Here is a 22,515-nt window from a genome sequence, read left to right on the forward strand (position 1 = left end):
GGCGATGCGGTTAACGAACGTCGCACGCCTGGCCCTCCCCCTCGGCCAGCTGCGCAGCCTGTCGACGCGGATCACGGACGGGCCGGGTCGCCCGCTGCCGATCTCCTTCGACCAGCGCCGGCACGTCGAGCGCGGCGACCGGCCAGGGTCGTGGATGGCCGTCACGTTCCGGCTGCCGACCGGGGTCGACGACGCGCGCCTGGCGGACGCCTGGCTGCGTGTCGTGCGCCGCCACGGCAGCCTCAGCTCGGTGTTCGCCGACGACGGCACCGGGGGCCTCGCACTGCGGAGCGCCGAGGTCGTCGCGGACGGCTGGGTGGATCACGACGCGGCGGCCGGCCAGCACCCGCGCGACGTGCTCCGCGAGGTGCTCGACCGCAGCTGCAGACCGTTCTCCGCCCCGGCGCACCGCCTCTGCGTGCTCACCCCTGGCCCGGGCGAGCCCGACCGGCGCCCGGTGGCGATCATCGCCAGCGACCACGCGCACGTGGACATGTGGTCCATGCTCGTGCTCGCCAGGGACCTCCTCCAGGCCATCGAAACGGACGGCGAGCTGCCGCCCGTCGCGGCCTTCGCCGCGCACACCGCGGTGCTGGAGGCCCTGCCGCCCGCGCCGCCGGGCATCACCCGCCGCTGGGGGGAGATCCTCGCCGCCGGCGACGGGTCGATGCCGGTCTTCCCCTTCGACCTCGGCGACGTCAGCGAGCCCCGGCCGGAGGTGGTCGAGGTGCACGACGTCCTCGACGCGCGGGGCACGGCCCTGTTCGAGGCGGCGTCGGCCCGATCGGGCGTACGGCCGATCTCGACGGCGCTGGCGATCATGACCGCGGTGACCCAGCGCCTCGGCGGCGGCCCGCTGCGCGCGGTGTTCCCCGTGCACAGCCGCTCCGAGGAGCGGTGGCGCGACGCCGTCGGCTGGTTCATCACCAACTCGGTGATCGAGTGCACCGAGCCGAGCCCCGCGGCGTGCGCCCGCGCGGTGAGGGACGCGATCGCCCTGGGCTCGCACCCTTTGGCGCCGATCATGGCCCCGTACGGAGGCATGCCGGAGGGGCCGGGGATGTTCGCCCTGTCCTGGCTGGACGGTCGGCGGCTCCCGCCCGGGCCGGACATCCCCGAGCTGTCGTCCGTCTCGGCGTCGATCAGGACGACGGGCGTGATGATCTGGTTCATCATCAACGACACCGGCCTGCACCTGCGCTGCCGCTACCCGGACACGGCCGAGGCGAGGGCGAACGTCGGCGGCTGGATCGCCGCGCTCCTCGACGAGTTCCGGGCCGCGGCAGAACCGGCGGCGAGCTGACCGCGGGACCTCCGCGCGGACTGTCCGTTGCCTGCAAGTGGCCTCAGCCGCCTGGCCGAGCGGACCTCGGCGAGCGCACCATGGACGTATGCCCCGACACGTGTTCACGCCGCTGGTGGGCTGCGCCGTGCTCGGACTGATCGTCCTCAGCGGGTGCAGCGCCACCAGCGGGAGCACGGCCGACGGGTCCGTGGCCGGCACGGGCTCGGCGACGGCGACGGGCACCCCGACCCCCGACTCCGGCGACTCGCCGTCTTCGACGTCCGCACCCTCGGACACCGCCCCTGACGAGGACGAGCACGCGACCACGCCGGAGTCGGGCCCCACCGCTCCCCCCTCCACCGCGCCAACGGACGGCGCGGACTCCCCCGCGGGCGGCGCACAGGACACCTCGACCACCGCGGCGTCCTCCCCCTCCGGCATGCAGAGCCGACCGTCGACCGAACCGACGAGCTGCACACTCGACCAGCTCACCGTCACGGTCGACGGCGGCCAGGCGACGGTGGATGAGGGCCGACTGACCGTCGTGTTCGCGAACAGCTCCGCCACCGAGTGCACGCTCAGCGGAGCCCCCGAGGCGGCCGTGGTCTCGGCCGGCGACGGCCGACAGCAGGGGCGGACCTCCAGCGCGTCCGGCGGCGGGAGCGTCGTGCGCCTGCAGCCGGGGGACGTCGCGACATCGGTGCTCACCGTCAGCTCGGACGACCGCCCGTGCACGCCCGTCTCCGGCGACGGCGTGCTCGTGTTCCCCCCGGGGAGCAGCTCCGGCGCCTTCGTCGCCCACCGCGTGACGGCCTGCGCCGACGCGGGACGAAGCGTGCTCAGCGCCGAGCCCGTCGCCGCGGGCTGACCGCTCCGACGCGACGGCGACCCACTAGCCGACCCCCAAACGGGGGGTGTGAGTGAATCGCGAGGCCCGGCCGCTGAGCGTACGATCGATTCTGCGGATGTGACGCATGCTCGATCTTCCGCCCCCTTCCCCCTCGCGCTAGGAGCGAATGTGATCCGTCCTGCCTCCGCAGCCATCGCCGCGGCCGCCGTCCTCATCGCCGGGAGCCTGGTCGTGCCCCAGGCAGCCCTGGCCGACAGCGGCTCGGTGCTCGTCGACGAGAGCTTCGCGGCCGACTCCGTGGCGGACAGCCGCTGGATCGGCATCGGAGACGCCTGCCTGACCGCCGCCGCGGCCGGATCCTCGGCGCCCTCCGGCGCCTCGAACCTCGCCTCGTGCTCCCGCACGAAGGACACGGACTACCTCACCGGCAAGCCCGGCGGCTACCTGCAGCTGACCGACAACTCCGGCGGGCGCACCAGCAACGTCCTGTTCAACCGGGCCGTCCCGAGCCGCGCGGGGCTGGACATCTCCTTCTACCAGTTCCAGTTCGCCACCTCGAGCACCGGCCTCGGTCCCGCCGACGGCATCGGCTTCTTCCTCACCGACGGCTCCCACACGCTGAACACCCCCGGCCCGACAGGGGACGGTTACGGCGGGGCGCTCGGCTACGCCTCGATCGAGGACCAGCCCGGCCTGGCGAACGCCGCGCTCGGCGTCGGGCTCGACGTGTACGGCAACTTCTCGCGTCAGCCGTACGTCGGCACCGCCTGCACCACCGAGCACGGCGGCGCGTCCAACGCGGTCGTGCTCCGCGACGGCGCGGCGGCCGACTACTGCATCGCCACCAACGCCGACGGCTCGGCGGCGAGCGTCGGCGGGCAGCCGCTGCGCACCGGCGCGCCGGAGAACGTCCCCGTCGGCGACGAGGCCTCGCAGTCCGGCTGGCGCCTGGTGAACATCCGCGTCTCGCCGACGACGGATGCGGACCCCTTCGCCGAGGTCACGGTGTCGATCAACGGCTCGACCGTCATCGACACGAAGCTGCAGAGCGCGCTGCCCGCCCTGGTCAAGATGGGCTTCTCCTCGTCGACCGGCGGCGGCCACGAGGCCCACCTCGTCCGCACGCTCAAGGTGGAGACCGTCGACACGCTCGGCGACATCAGCCTCGTCAAGGCGGTCGACCGGACCGACCAGACCGGGACCACGAAAACGGCGTTCACCGTCGGCGACGTGATCCCGTACAGCTTCACCGTCACCAACCCGGGAAGCGATGCCCTCAAGGACATCGTCGTGACCGACGACACCTTCGGCGACATGACGATCACCTGCCCGGCGACGACGCTCGACGCGGCGGACTCGATGACGTGCCACGGCTCGCACACGGTCACCGCGGCCGACCTCACCGAGGACGGCAAGCTCGTCGCCTCGAAGGACCTCGACAACGCCGCCTCCGTCGCCGGCACCACCGTGACGGACAACACGCCGGTCAGCGACAACTCGAACGCGATCGCACCGCTGTACACCGGCAGCGCGTCGTGGACGAAGGTCGACCAGTTCGGTGACGTCGTCGCCCCGACCACGTGGGCCCTCGCCGGCCCGAACGGCTACGCGGAGTCGGTCGTCGACAACACCGGGCAGGCCGGATACTCGGGCCTGGACGAGGACCCCGCTGCCGGTGCGCTGACCGTCTCCGGCCTGCCGGGCGGCGACTACACCGTGAGCGAGACCGCGGCCCCCGCCGGCTACGAGCTGGCCGCGGGAACCACCGCGTTCCCGACGATCGACGAGTCGACGCGGGAGGTGAGCCTGGAGTCGCCGCTCGTCAACCAGAAGCGCCTCGGATCGCTGAGCTGGGCGAAGACCGACGGTGCGACGGGCGACGCGCTCGCCGGATCTGAGTGGTCCCTCGTCGGGCCGGAGGGATCGGACTCGACGACCGTGGCCATCACGGACAACGACGACACCGACACCAACCCCGCAGACGGTGCGCTCGGTCTCACCGGGCTCGCCTGGGGCGACTACACGCTGACGGAGACGAAGGCGCCGGAGGGATACGAGCCGATCGCCACGGGCCTCCCGGTGACCATCACGGGCGAAGCGCTCGACGTCGACCTCGGAGCCGTGGAGAACACCGCGATCCCCACGCCGACCCCGACGCCCACGCCGACCCCGACGCCGACGGACACGCCCACGCCGACGCCGACGCCGACGCCGACGGACACGCCGACGCCGACGGACACGCCGAGCCCCACCGGAACGCCGAAGCCGGGCGCATCCGCGACGCCGACCCCCGGACCGGGACTCGCGGCGACCGGTGCCGACGCGAACATCGGGCTCGCCGCCGCCCTCGGCGCGATGCTCATCGCCGCCGGCCTGATCGGAGCCAGCCGCCGACGCAACGGCTGATGACGAGCGAGGGGCCCGGCACCACACGGTGCCCGGGCCCCTCGGTCGCTCCGGACGAGCGACCGATCGTCCTCGCGGAACCCGCGAAGATAATCGGCTCAGTCGAGCTCCTGAAACAGGGTGATCTCCAGCCCGGCCGGCGCGGCGAGCCGGGAGTTCAGGGACCGCCACGGCGTCTCGCGCGGCGAGGCGATGACCTCGGCACCGGCCGCGGCGAGCTCGCCGGTCGCCGTCGCCGTGTCCGCGACCTCGAACGCCACCCGGAGCGCAGGGGCGCGGTGGCCGTCCGTCTCCACGCAATCGATCATCTCGGCCTGGGCCGGATTGGCGATCTCGAGCGTCGCCCTGCCTGCGTCGAGGATCGTCACGCGGGCATCGCCCGTCCCGCCGAAGGCCGCCCGCTCGGGCATGCCGAGGACATCGCGGTAGAAGGCGACAGCGCGGTCGTAGTCGTCCGCCCTGACAACGAGGCGCAGCTGACGCACGCGTGGCGCCGCCGCCGACGCGGCAGGGGGATCGGACGATGCAACGGGGGGTGTGATCGGTTCCATTCCCGCAGGCTACGGGCCTGACACCGGTGACAGGGCAAGCCGGCGGACCCGGGGCTCAGGGCTCAGGGCTCAGGGCTCAGGGCTCAGGGCTGAAGAACAGCACCGAGCGGAAGTAGTCGCCGAACCCGAGCGCGGACCACACGCGGGCATGGGTATCGAACCGTCCGGCGTGCTCGACACCGCCGTCAGCGGGCGACCCCCATGCGATGTCGGCCACGAGCGCGAGCCGCGGCAGCAGGAGCAGCGACAGCCCCGCCACGTCGTCGATCGTCTCCGCCCAGATCGCCGCCTCCACCCCGGCGACCACAGCGCCCGCGGCCACGACGTCCTTCTGCACCGCCGGATCCCACCCGCACAGCGCGGTCGACGGGGCGGGCTCGTAGTTGGGGAAGCCCAGCCGCGCGAGCCGGTCGTTCTGCTCCGGGACGATGCTCGCCTCGGCGTACTTGCGGTCGAGGTAGAGCGGCGCGGTCGGCGACACGATCAGGGGGACGGCCGACTCCGCGGCCCGTCCGACGTCGCCGGGAGCCTCGAGGAAGCTCTCGGCGACGAGCTCGACGAGCGGGTGGAACTCCGCCGGGGTGGTGGCCTTCATCGCCTCGGCGTCCACCCCGTCGCCGGGGGAGATCCAGAGCTGCACGGCGTCGTCGGGGGTCAGCGCGGCGGAGCGGGTCGTCTCCTGCCAGCCGATCACCCTCCGGCCCGCGGCGTGCACCTCGGCGATGGCGTCCGCGACGAAGCGCCGATACAGCTCACCCGGCATGCCGAACGCCTCGTCACCCCCCACGTGGACGAACGGCCCGGGCGAGAGCCGGACCAGCTCGGCCACGACGTCGCGCCGGAGCGCACGGACCGGCTCGGCGTCCGGGTCGAGGAAGCTCGCGAAGGGGTGGACCGCGGTGCGCCCCCCGCTGAGCTCCGGGTACGCGGCGACGGCGCAGTGCGTGTGTCCGGGCATGTCGATCTCGAGGACGACGGTCACGAAGCGGCGAGCCGCGTAGTCGATCAGCGCCTCCACCTGGGCGGTGCCGTAGTGCGCGCCGCCCTCGGTCAGCCGCGGCCAGCCGGGGATCGGCAGCCGCCAGGCCTGCACGTCGCTGAGGTGCAGGTGCAGCACGCTGAGCTTGTGCCACGCGAGCAGGTCGACGAGCCGCTCGAGCACCTCGATCTCGTACCAGCAGCGGACCGCGTCGAAGGACAGCCCACGCCAGCGGTAGACCGGGCCGTCGGTGACGGTCTGCGCGGGGATCCCCTCCTCGCCGTGGGCCAGCCGGAGCTGCAGAAGGGTGGTCAGGCCGCGGAACAGCCCCTCCGCGTGCGCGGCCAGGATCCGCGCGCCCGCGGGCGCGACCACCACCACCGAGCGCTCGTCGGCCGAGGCATCCGCCCGCGGCTCGACCCCGCTCGCCGCGGGGCCGAGCGAGGGGTCGCCCCCGTCGACCAGCTCGAGCACGACGTCGGGCTCGCCGTCGCCGTCGCCGTCGCCGTCGACCCAGCGCAGCTCGACGCCCGCGGTCGCCTGGGCGAAGGCCGCGACGTCGGCGGCCGCCCAGTCGAGCCGCTCCGGTGCGCGCACCGTCAGGGGTCCGGTCAGCCGCAGCGCGCCGTCGGCGGCCGCGACGTGGCGCGGGCGGGGGCTGATCGCCGCGCTCATCGTCGCGCTCCCGCGAACTCGCTCTCGAACTGCCGCCTCCGCTCGGCCTGCGCGGCGGGGTCGACGACCGGCGCGGAGAGCAGCAGCTTGCGACTGTACGGGTGGCTGGGCGCGGACGTCACCACGGCCGCGTCACCGGACTCGACGATGTCGCCGCGATAGATGACCGAGACCCGGTGGCTCATGTGCCGGACGACGGACAGGTCGTGGGAGATGAACAGGTAGGACACGCCCGTCTCCTTCTGGATGGACAGCAGCAGCTCCAGCACCGTCCGCTGCGTCGTCAGGTCGAGCGCCGAGACCGCCTCGTCGCAGACGATCAGCGCCGGTCGGATGGCCAGCGCCCGCGCGATGGCGACCCGCTGCCGCTGACCTCCCGAGAACTCCCGCGGCAGCCGGTCGGCGGCTCCCGACGGCAGGGCGACTGCGTCGAGCAGCTCCCGGATGCGCCTGCGCGCGTCCGCCAGACCCATCCCCTGCGCCCTGAGCGGCTCCGCGAGGGTGTCGCCGATGGTCAGCGAGGGGTTCAGCGAGGTGTACGGGTCCTGGAACACGACCTGCACCTGCGTCGCCAGTGCCCGACGCCGTGTCCCGCGCAGACCGTCGATCCGCTCGCCGCGGAAGCGGATGGAGCCCGACTCCAGCGGCACGAGGCCGAGGATCGCCCGGCCGATCGTGGTCTTGCCCGAGCCGGACTCGCCGACGAGGCCGTGCGTCTCGCCGGGGCGGATGTCGAGGGAGACGCCGTGCAGGACCTCCGTCTTCGTCCGCCTGAGCCCGCCGCCGGTGAAGGCGACGCGGACGTCGTCGAGCTCGATGAGGGGTGTGGCGTTCATGCGGGGGTGACCTCCGTGCTCGGGTCCCGCCACGGCGGGCGGACGTCGCTCTCGTCCAGCACCGAGGCGAGCAGGCGCTGGGTGTAGGGGTGGGAGGGGGCGGTGAGCACCTGCGCCACCGTGCCGGTCTCGACGATCCGGCCGTGCTCCATGACCGCGACCGTGTCGCAGATGTCGGCGACGACCCCGAGGTTGTGGGTGACCAGGAGAACGCCCATCCCGCGCTCGCTCTGCAGCCGCCGGAGCAGGTTGAGCACCTCCGCCTGCACGGTCACGTCGAGCGCCGTCGTCGGCTCGTCGGCGATGACCAGCTCCGGGTCGCAGCTCATCGCGCCGGCGATGAGCACGCGTTGGGCCATCCCGCCGGAGATCTGGTGCGGGTAGGAGCGGAAGGTCCGCTCCGGGTCGGCGATCTCGACCATGCGCAGCAGCTCGATGGCCTTCGTCCTGGCCTCTGCGGCGCCCAGCCCGAGCGTGACCCGCATCGGCTCGACCAGCTGACTGCCGATCGTGAAGGAGGGGTCGAGGTTGCTCATCGGCTCCTGAGGGATGTAGGCGATCGTCCGGCCGCGCAGTCCGCGGTGGCGCTTCTCCGGCAGCCCCACGATCTCGGTCCCACCCACGGTGATGGAGCCGCGCGAGACGCGGCCGCCCTGCGGGAGGATGCCGAGGACGGAGAACGCCGTCTGGCTCTTGCCGGAGCCCGACTCCCCCACCAGGCCGAGGATCCGGCCGGTATCGATGTCGAGGGAGACGCCGTGGACGACCTCCTTCTCCCCGCCGCCGTCGCGGGCGTACGCCACGGCGAGGTCGCGCACGCTCAGCAGCGTGCCGCGCGGGGCGGAGTCCGCGTCTCGGGGCGCCTCGGCCGGCAGGGCGACCGCACGGGGCGGCTCACCGGCCCCCTCCTCGAGGATGTCGCGCACGGAGCTGCCGAACAGCACGAGCGCCGCACTGGTGACGCCGAGCGCCACACCCGGCCACACCATGAGCACGGGCGCCCTCTGGATGTTCTGGAACGCCTCGTTGAGCGCGGCGCCCCAGGTCGGTGTGCTCCCGCTCCCGATGCCGAGGAACTCCAGGCCCGCCTGCAGGCCGATGGCGACGCCGGCGACGAGCGAGATCTGCACGATGATCGGTCCCCGGACGACGATGAGGATGTGCCGGCCGATGATCCGCCAGTCGCGCAGGCCGGAGACGCGGGCGGCGTCGACGTAGAGCTCGTTCCTGACGGTGACGACGATGCCGCGCACGAGCCGGAAGAAGCTCGGCGCGACGAGCACGCCCATGACGATCATGAGGACCCAGACCGTGTTCCCGAGGATCGCCCTGGACGCCAGCAGCACGACCATCGCCGGCAGCGCCATGACGAGGTTCACGACCCAGCTGCTCACGCTGTCGAACCAGGAGCCGTAGTAACCGGCGAGCAGGCCGGTGGGGATGCCGATGACCAGGGCGACGGCGAGCGCGATGACCGCACCGCCGAGGGTGTTCTGCGCGCCGTACAGCAGTCGGCTGAACACGTCCCTCCCCCGCGGAGTCGAAGCCGAGCGGGTGTCCCTCGCGGGCGGGGCCGAAGGCATCGACGAGGTTCGCGGCGGAGGGGTCGTGCGGCGCGAGCCACGGCGCCAGGAGCGCGACGAGGACGACGAGGACGAGCACGGCGCCCGCGATCAGCCCCATCGGCTTGCGCAGCAGGGCACGTCCGATGCCCTTCCGTCGCGCGGGCGGCGCATCCGCCTCGATGGTCTCGATCAGCGTCTCGCTCATGATGCGATCCTCGCCTTCGGGTTGAGCCAACCGATGACGACGTCGATCAGCAGGTTGATGAGGATGACGCCGACGACGGTGAACATGATCAGGCCCATGATGATGGGGATGTCGCCGCGGGTGGTGTAGCTGACCGTCATGCTGCCGATCCCGGGGAGGCCGAAGATCTGCTCGACGATGACCGCGCCGCCGAGCAGCCCGACGAACTGCATGCCGAGCACGGTGAGGGCCGGCGCGGAGGCGTTGCGCATCACGTGCCGGAACAGGATGCGGTTGGGTCCGAGCCCGCGTGCCCGCAGCGTGCGGACGTAGTCGCGGTTGAGCACGTCCTTGACGGAGCCGCGCACCTGCTGGACGACTCCGGCGATCGCGGGGATGGACAGCGCGATGATCGGCAGGGTGATGGTCGACAGCCAGCCGGAGAGCGACACGCTCGCGTCGATGTAGCCGATCGCGGGGAACCAGCGCAGCTGGACGGCGAAGACGATGACGAGGATGAGGGTGATGAGGAAGCCGGGCAGCGCGTAGCCCACGACGCTGACGATCTGCACGGCCCGGTCGATCCACCCGCCGCGCACCGCAGCCCAGATGCCGAGGAGGAACGACAGCACCGCGGTGACGATCGTGACGCCGGCCATGACGCTGATCGTCACCGGCAGGCGGTTGCTGATCGAGGTGAGGACGTTCTCGCTGGTGAACCAGGAGGAGCCGAAGTCGCCCCTGAGCGCGTGCAGCAGCCAGTCGCCGTACTGGACGATGACGGGCCGGTCGAGGCCGAGCTGCTGGTTCTTGGCCGCGACCGCCTCGGCGGAGGCGCTCTGGCCGAGGAGGGAACGGCCGACGTCGGCGCCGGGAAGCGAGAGCAGGACGTAGCTGAGCGCGGAGATCACGAAGAGCAGGAACACTCCCGCGATGATGCGTCTCGCGATGAAGGTGAGCATGGGGTACGACTCCGGGGACGGCCCCGCCGCCGCGGGCTGGCGCTCGCGGCGGCGGAGGGGTTACTTCGCTGGTGCGTAGTTGTAGATCGACGGGACGGCGAGGCCCGACTGGGGTTCGGCGGTCACGCCGGCGTCGGTGACGAGCTGGTGCTCGACGCGGTAGAACGGCGCGAACCAGGCCTCCTCGACGATGTGCTCGTTGAGTGCCCTGACGTCGGTGACGGCGTCGTCCGCCGAGGCGGAGCGGATGGACTCGACGAGCGACTGCACCTCGGGGTCGGTGCTGCCGAACATGTTGAACGTCCCCGGCAGGATGAGCGACTGGATGACGATCCAGTCGTTCGAGGACTGGCCGATGTTGAGCACCGTGCCGGAGAACTCCCTGTCACTGAAGATGCGCTGCAGCGCGGTCGCCTGGTCCAGGTCCTCCCAGGTGAGCTCGATGCCGGCCTCGGCCAGGCTCGTCTGGATGGCGCTGGCGAGCGGGTCGCTGACGATCGCGGCCATGCGCGGCAGCGTGAGGGAGATGCCGTCGGCGTAGCCAGCCTCGGCGAGCAGCTCCTTGGCCTTCGCGGGGTCGTGGGGGTAGGCCTCGTCAAGGCTCTCCTCGTAGCCGGGGGCGTTGACGCCGAACACCTGGCTGGTGACCGCGCCCCTGCCCTGCATGATCTGGTCGAGCATCGTCTGCCGGTCCAGCGCGTAGTTGATCGCCTGGCGGACGCGGACGTCACCGAGCTCCGGCGTGACGGCTCCGTCCCTGTCGAACAGGAAGAGGCCCTGGAAGTCGAAGGACGTCGGCGTGCTGGTGAGTGCCGTGTCGGCCTCGGCGGCGATCTGCTGGTCGACGCTCTGCAGCAGCGCGGTGTCGATCTGCCCTGTCTTCAGGCCGTTGACGATCGCGTTCTCGTTGTCGAAGGCGCTGATCGTCACGGTGTCGAAGGGGAGCTCGCTGTCCCAGTACTCGTCGTTCTTGTCGAACACCCACTTGGTGCCGATGACGGTGCCGTCGGCGTCGAGGCGGTACGGTCCGGTGCCGTCGGGGGTGGTCTTGAGCGCGTCCTCGTCCTCGAAGCCGGCGGGGTTGGCCATCAGGCCGGCCGAGTCGGACAGGTAGAACTCCAGGCCCGGGTTGGGCGCGTCCATGACGATGTCGACGTGGGTGGCGTCGACCGCGGTCACGTCGGTGACCCCGGCGAGGTTGGCCGAGTCCGTGCCTCCGCCGTCCCTGAACCGGAGCAGGTTCGCCGTGACGGCGTCGGCGTCCAGCGCGGTGCCGTCAGCGAAGGCGACGTCGTCGCGGAGGGTGAGCGAGAGGACGGTCCTGTCGTCGTTGTAGCTCCACTCGGTGGCGAGCATCGGCTCGTAGCTGCCGTCGGGAGCACGCTTGATGAGCGTGTCGTACACGGCCTGGAAGTAGGGCAGCGCGCTTCCGGTCGCGTCGACCGGGTCGAGGCTGCTCGGGACGGTCATGGTCGCGATGTTCAGCGTGTCCGAGGCCGTGTCGGCTCCGGTCCCTCCGCAGCCTGACAGCAGCAGGGACGCCGCGACGACGGCTGCGCCTGCGGGGAGAATACGGGTTCGCTTCATCAATGGCACCTCGTCTTTGGAAAGTGATTGCAGAGTGTGGATCCCGCCTCAGCTCAAGGCGTACGGCGATCATACACAGGAGATCTACCAGGTGGTAGGTTTTTGTGCGACGGGCACGGAACGCCACCACTTCCCCGTCCCGACAGGCCAGAACGGAGCACGATGACCACGTCACCAGAGGGTCGCCCGGCACAGCGGGAACGCCTGAGCAAGGGCGAGCGCACCAAGCAGCGCATCGTCGAACTCGCCCTCGAGACCTTCGCGACGTCCGGCTTCAACGCCGTCTCGCTCCGCGACATCGCCACGCAGGCGGGCATGACCCACGCCGGCCTGCTCCACCACTTCGACGGCAAGAAGGACCTGCTCGCCCAGGTCCTCAGCTACAGGGACCGCCGCGACCGCGCGCAGATGCCCGACCGCTCGGCCCCCGTCGCCGAGCGCTTCGCCTGGCTGGTCAGCATCGTCGAGCGCAACGTCGCCGCCCCCGGCGGCTCCAGTCTCTACGCCACCCTGTCCGGCGAGGCCGTCCGCCCCGACCACCCCGCGCACGACCACTTCGTCGCCCGCTTCCGCTACCTGCAGAGCTACCTGGCCGACGCCTTCGAGGACGCCTTCGCCGAGCAGGCCGACCCGCCCCCGATCGCCCCGGCCCAGGCCGCGAGGCAACTGCTCGCGCTCCTCGACGGCCTGCAGCTGCACGCCCTGTACGAGCCGGACGAGCACACCATGATCCCCGACGTGATCGCGTCGCTGAACACCCTCGGCATCACCGTCCGTCCGCGCGACGTCGCGCACGCGACCAGCGGTGATGCCCCGACCACCGATGGAGCCTGAGACATGACGACACCCCGGCCGAGCCTCGAGCAGAAGGCGGCCCTGACCTCGGGCCGCGACACCTGGCACTCGGAGTCCCTCGACGACATCCCCGTGATGATGATGACCGACGGCCCCCACGGGCTGCGCCAGCAGCTGCAGGACGGCGGCGACGCGCTCGGCATCGGCAACAGCGTCCCGGCGACCTGCTTTCCCCCCGCCGCCGGCCTGGCCTCCAGCTGGAACACCGGGCTCGTCGAGCGCGTCGGCGTCGCCCTCGGGACCGAGGCCAGGGCCACAGAGATCCGGATCCTGCTCGGCCCCGGCCTCAACATCAAGCGCTCCCCCCTCGGCGGGCGGAACTTCGAGTACTTCTCCGAGGACCCGCGGGTGTCGGGGGAGCTCGCCGCCGCCATGGTGACCGGCATCCAGTCGATGGGCGTGGCCGCGACGCCCAAGCACTTCGCCGTGAACAACCAGGAGACCGACCGGCTGCGCGTGAGCGCCGAGGTCGACGAGCGGGCGCTCCGCGAGATCTACCTCTCCGCGTTCGAGCGGGTGGTCACCGTGGCGAGCCCCTGGGCCTTCATGAGCTCGTACAACCGGATCAACGGCGTCTACGCGAGCGAGAACCACTGGCTCCTCACGGAGCTGCTGCGCGAGGAGTGGGGCTTCGACGGGCTGGTCATGTCCGACTGGGGGGCGGTCAACGACCGCGTCGCAGCCCTGGCCGCCGGGCTCGAGCTGGAGATGCCGCCCACCGGCACCGACCAGCTCATCGTCGACGCCGTGCGGACGGGCGAGCTCGACGAGGCCGTGCTCGACCGGGCCGTCGACCGGCTGCGCCTGCTGGCCGAGCGCACCGAGCGCCCGCCGCTGACCGGCTACGACGCCGACGCGCACGACGACCTCGCCCGCTCCGCCGCGCAGGAGTCCATCGTGCTGCTGAAGAACGCGGACGTCCTGCCGCTGGACGCCGCGGCCACGCCCCGCATCGCCGTCGTCGGCGAGTTCGCCCGCACGCCGCGGTATCAGGGCGGCGGATCGAGCAGGGTCGTGCCGACGCGCATGCACTCGGCGCTGGACGCGCTTACCGACGCGCTCGGGCTCGGCGCGGACGGCCTGAGCTTCTCCCCCGGATTCGCGCTCGACGGGGACACCCCCGCCGGCGCGGCCGACGAGGCGGTCGCCGCCGTCGAGGCCGCCGACGTGGCCGTGCTCTTCCTCGGACTGCCCGACGGCACCGAGTCCGAGGGCTTCGACCGGACCACGATCGCGCTTCCCGCCGAGCAGCTTCATCTGCTGGAGCGGGCGGCAGCCACCACGACCCCCGTCGTCGTCGTGCTGTCCAACGGCGCGGTCGTCGACGTCGCCTCGTGGGAGCACCACGCCGACGCGATCCTCGAGGCCTGGCTGCTCGGCCAGGCGGGAGGACTCGCCATCGCCGACGTCCTGCTCGGAACGGTGTCGCCGAGCGGGAAGCTCGCCGAGACGATCCCGCTCGACCTGGCCGACACCCCCAGCCACCTGTCCTTCCCCGGCCGCGACGGCGTCGTCGTCTACGGCGAGAGCGTCTACGTCGGCTACCGCCACTACGACACGCGGCGGCTCCCCGTCGCGTACCCCTTCGGTTTCGGCCTCAGCTACACCCGCTTCGAGTACAGCGAGCTGGAGGTCACCGCCACCGGGCGGAACTCCTGGACCGTCGCGGCGACCGTCACCAACGTCGGCGAGCGACGCGGTGCGGAGACCGTGCAGCTGTACATCGGCGTCGAGCAGGATCGGCCCGACCGTCCCGTGCACGAGCTCCGCGGCTTCGCCAAGGTCGACCTCGAGCCGGGCGAGTCGGCCCGGGTCGAGCTGCCCGTCACCGAGCGCGACCTCAGCCACTGGAGTGTCAGGGACGGCGCCTGGCGCGTCGAGAAGGGCCGCTACACGGTCGAGCTCGCGGCGCACAGTAGGGACGTCCGGCTGGCGACGACGATCACGAGCGAGGGCGATGGCGTCGTCACACGGCTGAACGGCATGTCCACCGTGGGGGAATGGCTGGACCACCCCTACGGCAGGGAGCAGATCCAGTGGTTCATCGACGGCGTGGACACGCGGTTCGGGGCCACGGCACCGGAGATGATCGTCATGCTCAAGCAGCTGCCGATCGCCAAGCTGACGACGTTCGGCATCGGCCTGGACTCCGCGCGCATCGAACGGATGTGCGCGGAGGCGGCGGCCGACGGCGAACGGCACGGCGAGCAGCCGTGACCGTCGTCGCCTCCGCCACCGGAATCCTGCCCCTGCTGCACGGTGCGGCCGAGCTGGAGCCGGGCTCCTTCGGCGGCTGGCGCGTCCACCGGCTGCCCGCGTGGGCGAGGGCCCAGCACGACTCGCCGCTGTTCCGCGCCGCGGAGCTCGCGCCGATGGCGGTCAGGCTGCGGCTGACGACGCCGGCGCGGCGGGTGAGGGTGCGACTGGTCACCTCGGGGATCGCCGGCGCGACAGGTGTGCCGAGCACTCCGGTGCGCAGCAGCAGCGGGTCGGGCGAGCACGAGCATGCGGTTCCGCTCGGCGTCGCGGTCTCGGCCGAGGCGCCGGCCGACATCAGGGGCGGGGTCGCGACGATCGAGATCGAGCACGACGGCTCCGACACGCCCGTCGAGCTGCACCTGCCACACGGTGTCGGTGTCGAGCTTGTCTCCGTGTCGGCCGACGGGCCGCTCACCGCCGCGCCGGATCACCGCCCGCTGTGGGTGCACTACGGCAGCTCGATCAGCCACGGCGCGTACCTGGCCAGCGACGCCGACGCCTGGCCTATCCGCGCCGCACGCGCACTCGACTGGCAGCTGCACAGCCTCGCCTTCGCCGGCAACGCGCAGCTGGACGGCTTCGTCGCCCGGCACCTTCGCACCCTGCCCGCCGACCTCGTCACGCTCAAGGTGGGCATCAACCTGGTGAACGCCGACAGCATGCGCGAGCGTGCCGTCCGTCCGGCGCTGCATTCCTTCCTCGACACCGTCCGCGAGGCGATGCCGACCACCCCCGTGCTGATGATCACGGCGGTCAGCTGCCCCATCCACGAGGAGACCCCCGGCCCGGTGGTCCCGCGCGCGGGCGGCTTCGGCGCGGCCGAGCGCCGGGTCGAGGACGATGCGGGGGCGCTGACCCTCCGCCGCACGAGGGAGATCGTCGAGGACGTCGTCGCCGGGCGACGCCGGACGGATCCCGCGCTCGATGTGATCGACAGGCGCCGGCTCCTCGGCGAGGACGATGTCGCGACCCTCTACGACCGGCTGCACCCCGACCGGGCCGGCAGCCGTCTGATGGCCGACCGCGCTGTCCCCCTGCTGCGCGCAGCCAGGCAGCGGCTGGCCGTTCCCTCGCCCACGGTCGACGGCACCGGACGCGACGGTGCCGGTGCCGCCGGCGACGGCGGGGACGGCGACGGTGACGACGGCGGGGACGGGGCGAGCCGATGAGCGCGACCGGCTACCTCATCGGCGTCGACGTCGGCGGGACGAGCATGCGCGCGTCGGCGGTCACCACGACCGGCACGGAGCTCGCCCGCCACCGGCTGCCGACCTCCGCGGAGCTCGACCCCCAGCGCACGCTCGACCGGTTGATCGCGGAGCTGCGCGCCTTTCTCCCCCCGGACACGGGGAAGCCGCGAGCGATCGGCCTGGGCGTGCCAGGGCACGTGTCCGCGGGCGTCGTGCGGCGCGCGGCGAACCTCGGCTGGCGGGACCATCCGCTGGCGGCCCTGCTGCGCGCGAGCACCGGCGTGGACCGCATCTCCGTCTCCAACGACGCCGCCGCGACGGCGCTCGCGGAGAGCGCGGCGCGCGGCCACCGCGGCGGGGTGCTTGTCGTACCGCTCGGGACGGGTGTCTCCGGAGCGCTGGTGCGCGACGGCGTGCTGCTCGGCGGCGACAGCGGCGCGGCGGGAGAGCTCGGCCACGCACCGGTCATCCCCGGAGGCGAGCCCTGCGCGTGCGGGTCGTCCGGCTGCGTCGAGGCCTACGCCTCCGCCCGCAGCGTGGTCAGGCGATTCCGCTCGGCCGGCGGGCGCGCGCACGACGCGGCGGACGTCGTCGCCGCAGTTGCCGCGGGCGACTCACGCGCCGCCGCTGTGTGGGACTCGGCCTGCGACGCGCTGGCGCGGGGCATCGCGGGTGCCGTCGCCCTCACCGACCCCGGTCTCGTCGTCCTCGGCGGAGGGCTGTCGGCCGCGGGCGAGGCGTTGCGGGAACCGGTCGACCGGCGACTCGCCGAGCTGCTGCCGTGGCGGGACGCACCGAGGCTCGAGCTCGCCGTCCTCGGCCAGGAGGCCGGCCTGACCGGTGCCGTCGCCCTGGCAGCTGCCGCGATCGGAGACGGGCAGCGCGCCCCCTGACCACCCCCGACGGAGCACCCCACGACGGACCGCCGCACGGCTAGGACCTCCCACGCCAGACCACCCCACGACGCCCCCTCCCGACAGCCCACCACGCCGCCCCGATCCCAGAGAAGGCAGAGCATGCAGATCATCATCGTCCCCACCCCCGAGGCCCTCGGCGACGCCGCGGCCGACCTCATCCTGCGGCGAGCGGATGCCGGCGAGCTCCGGGTTCTCGGCGTGGCCACGGGCTCGTCGCCGGTCCCCGTCTACCGGTCCCTGGCGGAGCGGGCCGCGGGCCGGCTGTCCGGGGTGACCGCCATCGCCCTCGACGAGTACGTCGGCATCGACCCGGACCACCCCGAGAGCTACCACAGCGTCATCGACCGTGAGGTGACCGTCCCTCTCGGCCTCGACCCCTCCGCCGTCCACGTCCCCGACGGCGACGTCGGCGGGCTGCCGACGGCCGGCGAGCGCTACGAGGGCCTCATCCGCGCCTGCGGCGGCGTGGACGTGCAGATCCTCGGGATCGGAGCGACCGGTCACATCGGGTTCAACGAGCCGGGGTCCTCGCTCGCGTCCCGAACGAGGGTGAAGACGCTCACCCCGCAGACCCGCAGCGACAATGCCCGCTTCTTCGCCGAGCAGAAGGATGTTCCTGTGCACTGCGTGACGCAGGGCCTCGGCACGATCATGGACGCCAGGGAGGTGCTGCTCGTCGCGTGGGGTGACGCCAAGTCGGAGGCCGTCGCGGCCGCCGTCGAGGGCCCGGTCACGAGCATGTGCCCCGGAAGCGTGCTGCAGATGCACCCGAACGCCACCGTCATCGTCGACGAGGCCGCCGCCGCACGATTGACGAACGCCGACTACTACCGCTTCGCGTACGCGAACCGCCCGGACTGGCAGCGATGAGCGACCGACGGCTTCTGCTGCACTCGGTCACGGCCGTCGACGCCGGGGGGACGCGCGAGGACGCCTGGCTGAGCTGCGTCGACGGCGTGATCGCGGCGACGGGTGTCGGCGACGGCTGGCGCGCCCACCTGGCGCCCTCGACCCGCATGGCGGGCGGTGGCGGTGTGGCGGGCGACGACGGCACGGCGCGCGGCGACCACCCGGCGGCGGGGTTCAGCATGGGCGGCGTGGGCGGCCGGGCCGGTCACGACGGCGGTCCCACCGTCCTCGACGGCTCGGGGCTGACCGTCACCCCCGGCTTCATCGACCTGCACCAGCACGGCGGCGGCGGGCACGGCAACGAGGACGGCCCCGCCGGCATCCTCGCCGCCCTGGACGCCCATGCCCTCCACGGCACGACCCGGGCACTCGCCAGCCTCGTGGCGGCCCCCGTCCCGGTGCTGAGGGAGCGGCTGGAGTCGGCGAGCGCACTGGCCGCCCGCACCCCCGGCCTGTGGGGCGTCCACCTGGAGGGTCCCTTCCTCGCGCCCGCGCGGAAGGGCGCGCACGACGAGTCCGCCCTCGTCGCGCCCCGTCGTGCGGACGTCGCCGCGCTCCTTCCGCGGGGGGCGGAGCCGGCGATGATCACGATCGCCCCCGAGCTCCCGGGTGCCGGAGCCGCTATCGCCGCGTTCGCCTCGGCGGGCAGCGTCGTCGCGATCGGGCACACGGAGTGCGACGACGCTCAGGCACGTGCCGCCATCGCCGCGGGCGCCAGGCATCTGACGCACACCTTCAACGCCATGCCGGGGATCGGTCACCGCGAGCCCGGTCCGATCCTCGCGGCCGTGGAGTCCGGCGGCATCACCCTCGAGGTCATCGTGGACGGCCACCACGTGCATCCCGCGGCGGTCCGGCTGCTGTACGCCGTCGCACCCGGTCGCGTCGCCGCCGTCACCGATGCGATGGCCGCAGCAGGAGCACCGGACGGCCGCTACCGCCTCGGGGACCTCGACGTCACCGTCGCCGACGGGGTCGCCACGCTGGCGGGGACGACGACGCTGGCCGGGTCGACGCTGACGATGGACGCCGCGCTGCGCACCGGTCTGGCGATGGGCGTACCGGTGGCGGAGATGGTCGGCTCCCTCACCGCGACACCCGCGCGCGTGCTCGGCAGAGACGCGAGCTTCGGCATGCTGGGCCCCGGCTTCGTCGCCGACCTCGTGCTCGTCGACGCCGGCTGGCAGGTCGTCGGCGTCTACCGTGACGGGGTGCCCGTCGTCTCCCCGCTGACGACGTGAGGCGGTCCGGCGCTCAGACGACGTACTCCAGGATGTCCTCGCCGACGGTCCGGAGTGCGTCGACGACGGCGAGGCGGGAGCGCAGGTCGCTGTCGGCGAAGCTCGCCGCGACCGCGTAGCTGACGCCCGCGCGCGGCCCGCGCAGGACCCCGGCCTCGACGCGGATGCTGCTGTCGGCACCGGTCTTGTTGATCAGGTGGAGCCCGTGGCGCCCGTCCCTGTGGGCGAGCGGGTCCATGCCGAACGCCGAGGCGACGAGGGAGAGGTCCATGTTGCCGCTCAGCCACTCGGTGACGAGCCCGCTGGTGGCCTGGTCGACGATCTCACCCCTGACGAGCGAGCCGAACAGCCAGGACAGCTCGCGCATGGAGCCGAGCGAGACGTGGGGGGCGTCGTCGGGTCCGCGCGTGGCGCGCACCCGGTCGAGCATCGCCGTCCGACGAAGGCCGATCGCCTCGGTCCTGCGCCTGACCGAGTCGAGGCCGACGGCCCTGACCAGGACGTTGGTCGCGACGGTGTCGCTCGTCGCCGCGACGAGGGCGGCGACGTCGGAGATCGGCAGGGCGGGGACCTGGAGGTGCTGCCAGAGCCCCGCCTCGGCGACCTCGTCCTGCGCGGTGCGCTCGAGCACCTGGAGCGCGGGGAAGGAGCTGTCCTGGAGGTGCGCGGCGACGTCGATGAGCAGCAGCACCTTGCCGACGGAGGCCGTCGGCATGACGATGTAGTCGTCGACGGCGAGCAGACTCTGGCCGGAGGAGATGTCGTCGATCCTGGCGGAGACCTTGACGCCGTTGTGCGCGAGGAACTCGAGTGCCTTGAGGCCGGTCGTGAAGCTGTCCGCCGATGCGGGCGACACGTGCCGTGGGCGTCGACGCGGCCGTGACCGTCTCCCGGTGTTCTGCGTTGCGGACACGCACCCTCCTGCTTCCCTGCGGGCTTCCCCTGCGACCGTTCCCGTCCGGGCGTGCTGCCCGTCCTGAGACGTCGGGTCCGACCCGATGGACACTCGTGGAGTGGGGGATGTCAGGGGCGGTCGGACCCCGATTCACTCACGGTATCCTAAACCGCCTGTCGACCACCGTCGGTTGTCCCGAGCCGGAACGGCCGAGCGATGACCCCCCGCAGGACCCGGCGCACCGGGGCCTGCCCGCCGAGCCCGGACCGCCGGAGCCCGACAACGGAGAGCCGGACGCCTGCGGCCCTCCCCGTCACCAGATGGCGACGCGGGACGCGGGGTCCAGCCACAGCCCGTCGCCCTCGGCCAGGCCGAACGCCTCGGCGAAGGCGTCGAGGTTGCGGACGATCTGGTTGCAGCGGAACTCGTTGGGCGAGTGCGGGTCGATCGCGAGCAGCCGGATGACCTCGGCGTCTCTGGCCTTCTGCTGCCAGGCCTGCGCCCAGGACAGGAAGAACCGCTCCGCGCCGCTGAGGCCGTCGACGATGGGGGCGTCCGCGCCGGCGAGCGAGCGCTGGTAGGCCTTCCAGGCGATCGAGAGACCGCCCAAATCTCCGATGTTCTCGCCGATGGTGAGGGCGCCGTTGACGTGGTGCCCCGGGGTCTGCTCGGGCGCGAGCGCGTCGTACTGCTCGATGAGGGCGGCGGTGCGCTCCTCGAACGCGGCGCGGTCCTCCGGCGTCCACCAGTCGAGCAGCCGGCCCTCGCCGTCGTACCGCGAGCCCTGGTCGTCGAAGCCGTGGCCGATCTCGTGGCCGATCACGGCGCCGATCGCCCCGTAGTTGGCGGCGGGGTCGCGCTCCGGGTCGAAGAAGGGGAACTGGAGGATCGCGGCGGGGAACACGATCTCGTTGAAGCCGGGGTTGTAGTACGCGTTCACGGTCTGCGGCGTCATGAACCACTCGTCGCGGTCGACGGGGGAGCCGATCTTGGCGAGCTCCCTGCGGTACTCGAACTCGGTGACGCGGGCGACGTTGCCGATGAGGTCCCCGGCGTCGATGACGAGCCCGTCGTAGTCACGCCAGCGGTCCGGATACCCGATCTTGGGGGTGAAGAGGTCGAGCTTGGCGAGGGCGCGCTCGCGTGTGGCCTCGCTCATCCAGTCGAGGGTGCTGATCGAGTCGCGGTACGCCTCGACCAGGTTGGCCACGAGCACGTCCATCTGCGTCTTCGACTCCTCGGGGAAGTGCCGCTGGACGTAGGCGCGTCCGACCGCCTCGCCGAGCGAGCCCTCGACGAGGGACACGCCGCGCTTCCACCGCTCCCTGATCCGGGGGACGCCGCTGAGGGTGCGGCCGTAGAAATCGAAGTTCTCGGCAACGAAGTCGTCGGTGAGGTAGGCGGCCGACGCGTGGACGACCTTCCAGCTCAGCCAGTCCTTCCACGCCGCGAGGCGGTCCTCGACGAGGAGCGCGCCGAGGCCGGTGACGGCGTCGGGCTCGCGGACGATGACCTCGTCCATGGCCCCCTCGCTGTCCCCGAGCACGCCGTCGCGCCACGCGGCCAGCAGGGCGGGACGGCCGCTGAGCTCCGCGGCGGCGTCCCAGCGGAGCAGGTTGTAGGTGGCCTGGCTGTCGCGCGTGGCGACGTTGTCCCAGTGGGTCGCCGCGATCGCGGTCTCGAGCTCGAACACGCGCTCCGCCCGCTCGCCGGAGTCGTCCCGCTCGGGCGAGGCGAGCGCCAGCAGCCGCTCGATGTGGGCACGGTAGGCCTCGCGGGTCTCGGCGAAGGACTCCTCGCGGTAGTAGGACTCGTCGGGCAGGCTGATGCCGGACTGCTCCAGGTGGATCAGGTACCGCGAGGGGTCGCCCGGGTCGGTGTCGATGAAGACGGCGAGCAGCCCGGGGACGCCGCCGCGCTGCAGCCGGCCCACGAGCGCGGCGAGCTCCGCGACGGTGCCGACGGCATCGACCTCGGCGAGGCGCTCGGCGAGCGGTGCGCATCCCCTGCGACGGATAGCGTCCTCATCCATGAAGGAGGTGTAGAGGTCGCCGATGGTGCGCTCCAGCGTGCCGGGTTCGGCGTCGACGGAGTCGAGGATGATCTGCTTGACCGCGGCCTCCGCCTCGTCGGCGAGGACGTTGAACGAGCCCCAGCGCGACTTGTCCTCGGGGATCTGCGCCGTCGCCAGCCACCCGCCGTTGACGTGCCGGTAGAGGTCGTCCTGGGCGCGGACGGCGGGGTCGAAGGTGGTCGGGTCGATGCCGGAGCGGAGGGGCGCGTCAGTCATGTCCCCAGCGTATCGGCGAGCGCCGACGGCGGCACCGGCGTGACCGCCGGTGTCAGCGCCTTCCCCGCTCGGCGGGGTG

At 72.6% G+C, this 22,515-nt stretch carries 17 protein-coding genes and 1 pseudogene; 9 read left to right on the forward strand and 9 right to left on the reverse strand.

The features are described from left to right. The first annotated feature begins 4 nt into the window (after positions 1-4). From FM119_RS04790 to FM119_RS04800, 3 genes are all read left to right on the forward strand, one after another. On the forward strand, positions 5-1,303 hold the full coding sequence (locus tag FM119_RS04790; RefSeq protein ID WP_087136549.1) for a condensation domain-containing protein: 1,299 nt from the start codon (positions 5-7) through the stop codon (positions 1,301-1,303). 88 nt (positions 1,304-1,391) lie between these two features. Beyond that, on the forward strand, positions 1,392-2,153 hold the full coding sequence (locus FM119_RS04795) for a DUF4232 domain-containing protein (protein WP_087136550.1): 762 nt from the start codon (positions 1,392-1,394) through the stop codon (positions 2,151-2,153). Between the two features lie 150 nt (positions 2,154-2,303). Continuing rightward, on the forward strand, positions 2,304-4,541 hold the full coding sequence (locus FM119_RS04800) for a SpaA isopeptide-forming pilin-related protein (protein WP_087136551.1): 2,238 nt from the start codon (positions 2,304-2,306) through the stop codon (positions 4,539-4,541). Positions 4,542-4,639: 98 nt separating this feature from the next. Here FM119_RS04800 and FM119_RS04805 read toward each other — a convergent pair whose 3' ends face one another. The 7 genes and pseudogenes from FM119_RS04805 to FM119_RS04830 all read right to left on the reverse strand — a co-directional run bounded on the left by FM119_RS04805 (position 4,640) and on the right by FM119_RS04830 (position 11,880). Next, positions 4,640-5,092, reverse strand: a complete 453-nt coding sequence (locus FM119_RS04805) for a VOC family protein (protein WP_087136552.1) — start codon at positions 5,090-5,092, stop codon at positions 4,640-4,642. Between the two features lie 76 nt (positions 5,093-5,168). After that, entirely contained in the window at positions 5,169-6,746 is a 1,578-nt protein-coding gene (locus tag FM119_RS04810) for a family 20 glycosylhydrolase (protein ID WP_087136553.1), read from the reverse strand. Further along, positions 6,743-7,582, reverse strand: coding sequence for an ATP-binding cassette domain-containing protein (locus FM119_RS04815; RefSeq protein ID WP_087136554.1), 840 nt, complete (start codon positions 7,580-7,582; stop codon positions 6,743-6,745). The genes FM119_RS04810 and FM119_RS04815 overlap by 4 nt, the downstream gene beginning before the upstream one ends. Next, positions 7,579-9,105 (reverse strand): dipeptide/oligopeptide/nickel ABC transporter permease/ATP-binding protein, encoded by a 1,527-nt coding sequence (locus FM119_RS04820; RefSeq protein ID WP_245827268.1) that lies wholly within the window; start codon positions 9,103-9,105, stop codon positions 7,579-7,581. Before FM119_RS04820 ends, FM119_RS04815 begins: the two co-directional genes overlap by 4 nt. A 118-nt stretch (positions 9,106-9,223) precedes the next feature. Next, positions 9,224-9,352 (reverse strand): annotated as a pseudogene (locus FM119_RS14375) (hypothetical protein); the annotation flags it as partial. After that, on the reverse strand, positions 9,349-10,293 hold the full coding sequence (locus FM119_RS04825; protein WP_087136555.1) for an ABC transporter permease: 945 nt from the start codon (positions 10,291-10,293) through the stop codon (positions 9,349-9,351). The pseudogene FM119_RS14375 and the gene FM119_RS04825, both read right to left, overlap by 4 nt. 60 nt (positions 10,294-10,353) lie before the next feature. After that, positions 10,354-11,880 (reverse strand): ABC transporter substrate-binding protein, encoded by a 1,527-nt coding sequence (locus tag FM119_RS04830; protein WP_087136556.1) that lies wholly within the window; start codon positions 11,878-11,880, stop codon positions 10,354-10,356. A 162-nt stretch (positions 11,881-12,042) separates the two neighbouring features. Between FM119_RS04830 and FM119_RS04835 the strand changes: the two genes are divergently transcribed. The 6 genes from FM119_RS04835 to FM119_RS04860 all read left to right on the forward strand — a co-directional run bounded on the left by FM119_RS04835 (position 12,043) and on the right by FM119_RS04860 (position 19,251). Then, entirely contained in the window at positions 12,043-12,714 is a 672-nt protein-coding gene (locus tag FM119_RS04835) for a TetR/AcrR family transcriptional regulator (RefSeq protein WP_087136557.1), read from the forward strand. Positions 12,715-12,717: 3 nt separating this feature from the next. Continuing rightward, the gene (locus tag FM119_RS04840; RefSeq protein WP_087136558.1) at positions 12,718-14,952 is read left to right on the forward strand and encodes a glycoside hydrolase family 3 C-terminal domain-containing protein; all 2,235 of its coding nucleotides are present in this window, start codon (positions 12,718-12,720) and stop codon (positions 14,950-14,952) included. Beyond that, on the forward strand, positions 14,949-16,163 hold the full coding sequence (locus tag FM119_RS04845; RefSeq protein WP_143822632.1) for a GDSL-type esterase/lipase family protein: 1,215 nt from the start codon (positions 14,949-14,951) through the stop codon (positions 16,161-16,163). Before FM119_RS04840 ends, FM119_RS04845 begins: the two co-directional genes overlap by 4 nt. Further along, complete coding sequence (locus FM119_RS04850; RefSeq protein ID WP_087136560.1) at positions 16,160-17,077, forward strand: ROK family protein; 918 nt, start codon at positions 16,160-16,162, stop codon at positions 17,075-17,077. Before FM119_RS04845 ends, FM119_RS04850 begins: the two co-directional genes overlap by 4 nt. Before the next feature lie 123 nt (positions 17,078-17,200). Next, positions 17,201-17,971: a glucosamine-6-phosphate deaminase gene (locus FM119_RS04855; RefSeq protein WP_087136561.1), complete on the forward strand. Its 771-nt coding sequence runs from the start codon at positions 17,201-17,203 to the stop codon at positions 17,969-17,971. After that, on the forward strand, positions 17,968-19,251 hold the full coding sequence (locus tag FM119_RS04860; RefSeq protein WP_087136562.1) for an N-acetylglucosamine-6-phosphate deacetylase: 1,284 nt from the start codon (positions 17,968-17,970) through the stop codon (positions 19,249-19,251). The genes FM119_RS04855 and FM119_RS04860 overlap by 4 nt, the downstream gene beginning before the upstream one ends. A 13-nt stretch (positions 19,252-19,264) precedes the next feature. On the opposite strand, the gene FM119_RS04865 is transcribed toward FM119_RS04860, so the two are convergent. Beyond that, positions 19,265-20,107, reverse strand: a complete 843-nt coding sequence (locus FM119_RS04865; RefSeq protein WP_245827270.1) for a serine hydrolase — start codon at positions 20,105-20,107, stop codon at positions 19,265-19,267. A gap of 352 nt (positions 20,108-20,459) precedes the next feature. Further along, entirely contained in the window at positions 20,460-22,436 is a 1,977-nt protein-coding gene (locus FM119_RS04870) for a M13 family metallopeptidase (protein ID WP_087136564.1), read from the reverse strand. Positions 22,437-22,515: the final 79 nt, after the last annotated feature.

Origin of the sequence: Mycetocola reblochoni REB411, assembly GCF_900163835.1 — a bacterium.
In the GTDB taxonomy this organism is placed as follows: domain Bacteria; phylum Actinomycetota; class Actinomycetes; order Actinomycetales; family Microbacteriaceae; genus Mycetocola_B; species Mycetocola_B reblochoni.

Excerpts from the sequence above, each read along its gene's own strand:
- FM119_RS04790 (WP_087136549.1), top strand. The coding sequence starts at position 5 with ATGCGGTTAACGAACGTCGCACGCCTGGCCCTCCCCCTCGGCCAGCTG.
- FM119_RS04795 (WP_087136550.1), top strand. The coding sequence starts at position 1,392 with ATGCCCCGACACGTGTTCACGCCGCTGGTGGGCTGCGCCGTGCTCGGA.
- FM119_RS04805 (WP_087136552.1), bottom strand. The coding sequence starts at position 5,092 with ATGGAACCGATCACACCCCCCGTTGCATCGTCCGATCCCCCTGCCGCG.
- FM119_RS04810 (WP_087136553.1), bottom strand. The coding sequence starts at position 6,746 with ATGAGCGCGGCGATCAGCCCCCGCCCGCGCCACGTCGCGGCCGCCGAC.
- FM119_RS04815 (WP_087136554.1), bottom strand. The coding sequence starts at position 7,582 with ATGAACGCCACACCCCTCATCGAGCTCGACGACGTCCGCGTCGCCTTC.
- FM119_RS04825 (WP_087136555.1), bottom strand. The coding sequence starts at position 10,293 with ATGCTCACCTTCATCGCGAGACGCATCATCGCGGGAGTGTTCCTGCTC.
- FM119_RS04830 (WP_087136556.1), bottom strand. The coding sequence starts at position 11,880 with ATGAAGCGAACCCGTATTCTCCCCGCAGGCGCAGCCGTCGTCGCGGCG.
- FM119_RS04835 (WP_087136557.1), top strand. The coding sequence starts at position 12,043 with ATGACCACGTCACCAGAGGGTCGCCCGGCACAGCGGGAACGCCTGAGC.
- FM119_RS04840 (WP_087136558.1), top strand. The coding sequence starts at position 12,718 with ATGACGACACCCCGGCCGAGCCTCGAGCAGAAGGCGGCCCTGACCTCG.
- FM119_RS04850 (WP_087136560.1), top strand. The coding sequence starts at position 16,160 with ATGAGCGCGACCGGCTACCTCATCGGCGTCGACGTCGGCGGGACGAGC.
- FM119_RS04855 (WP_087136561.1), top strand. The coding sequence starts at position 17,201 with ATGCAGATCATCATCGTCCCCACCCCCGAGGCCCTCGGCGACGCCGCG.
- FM119_RS04860 (WP_087136562.1), top strand. The coding sequence starts at position 17,968 with ATGAGCGACCGACGGCTTCTGCTGCACTCGGTCACGGCCGTCGACGCC.
- FM119_RS04870 (WP_087136564.1), bottom strand. The coding sequence starts at position 22,436 with ATGACTGACGCGCCCCTCCGCTCCGGCATCGACCCGACCACCTTCGAC.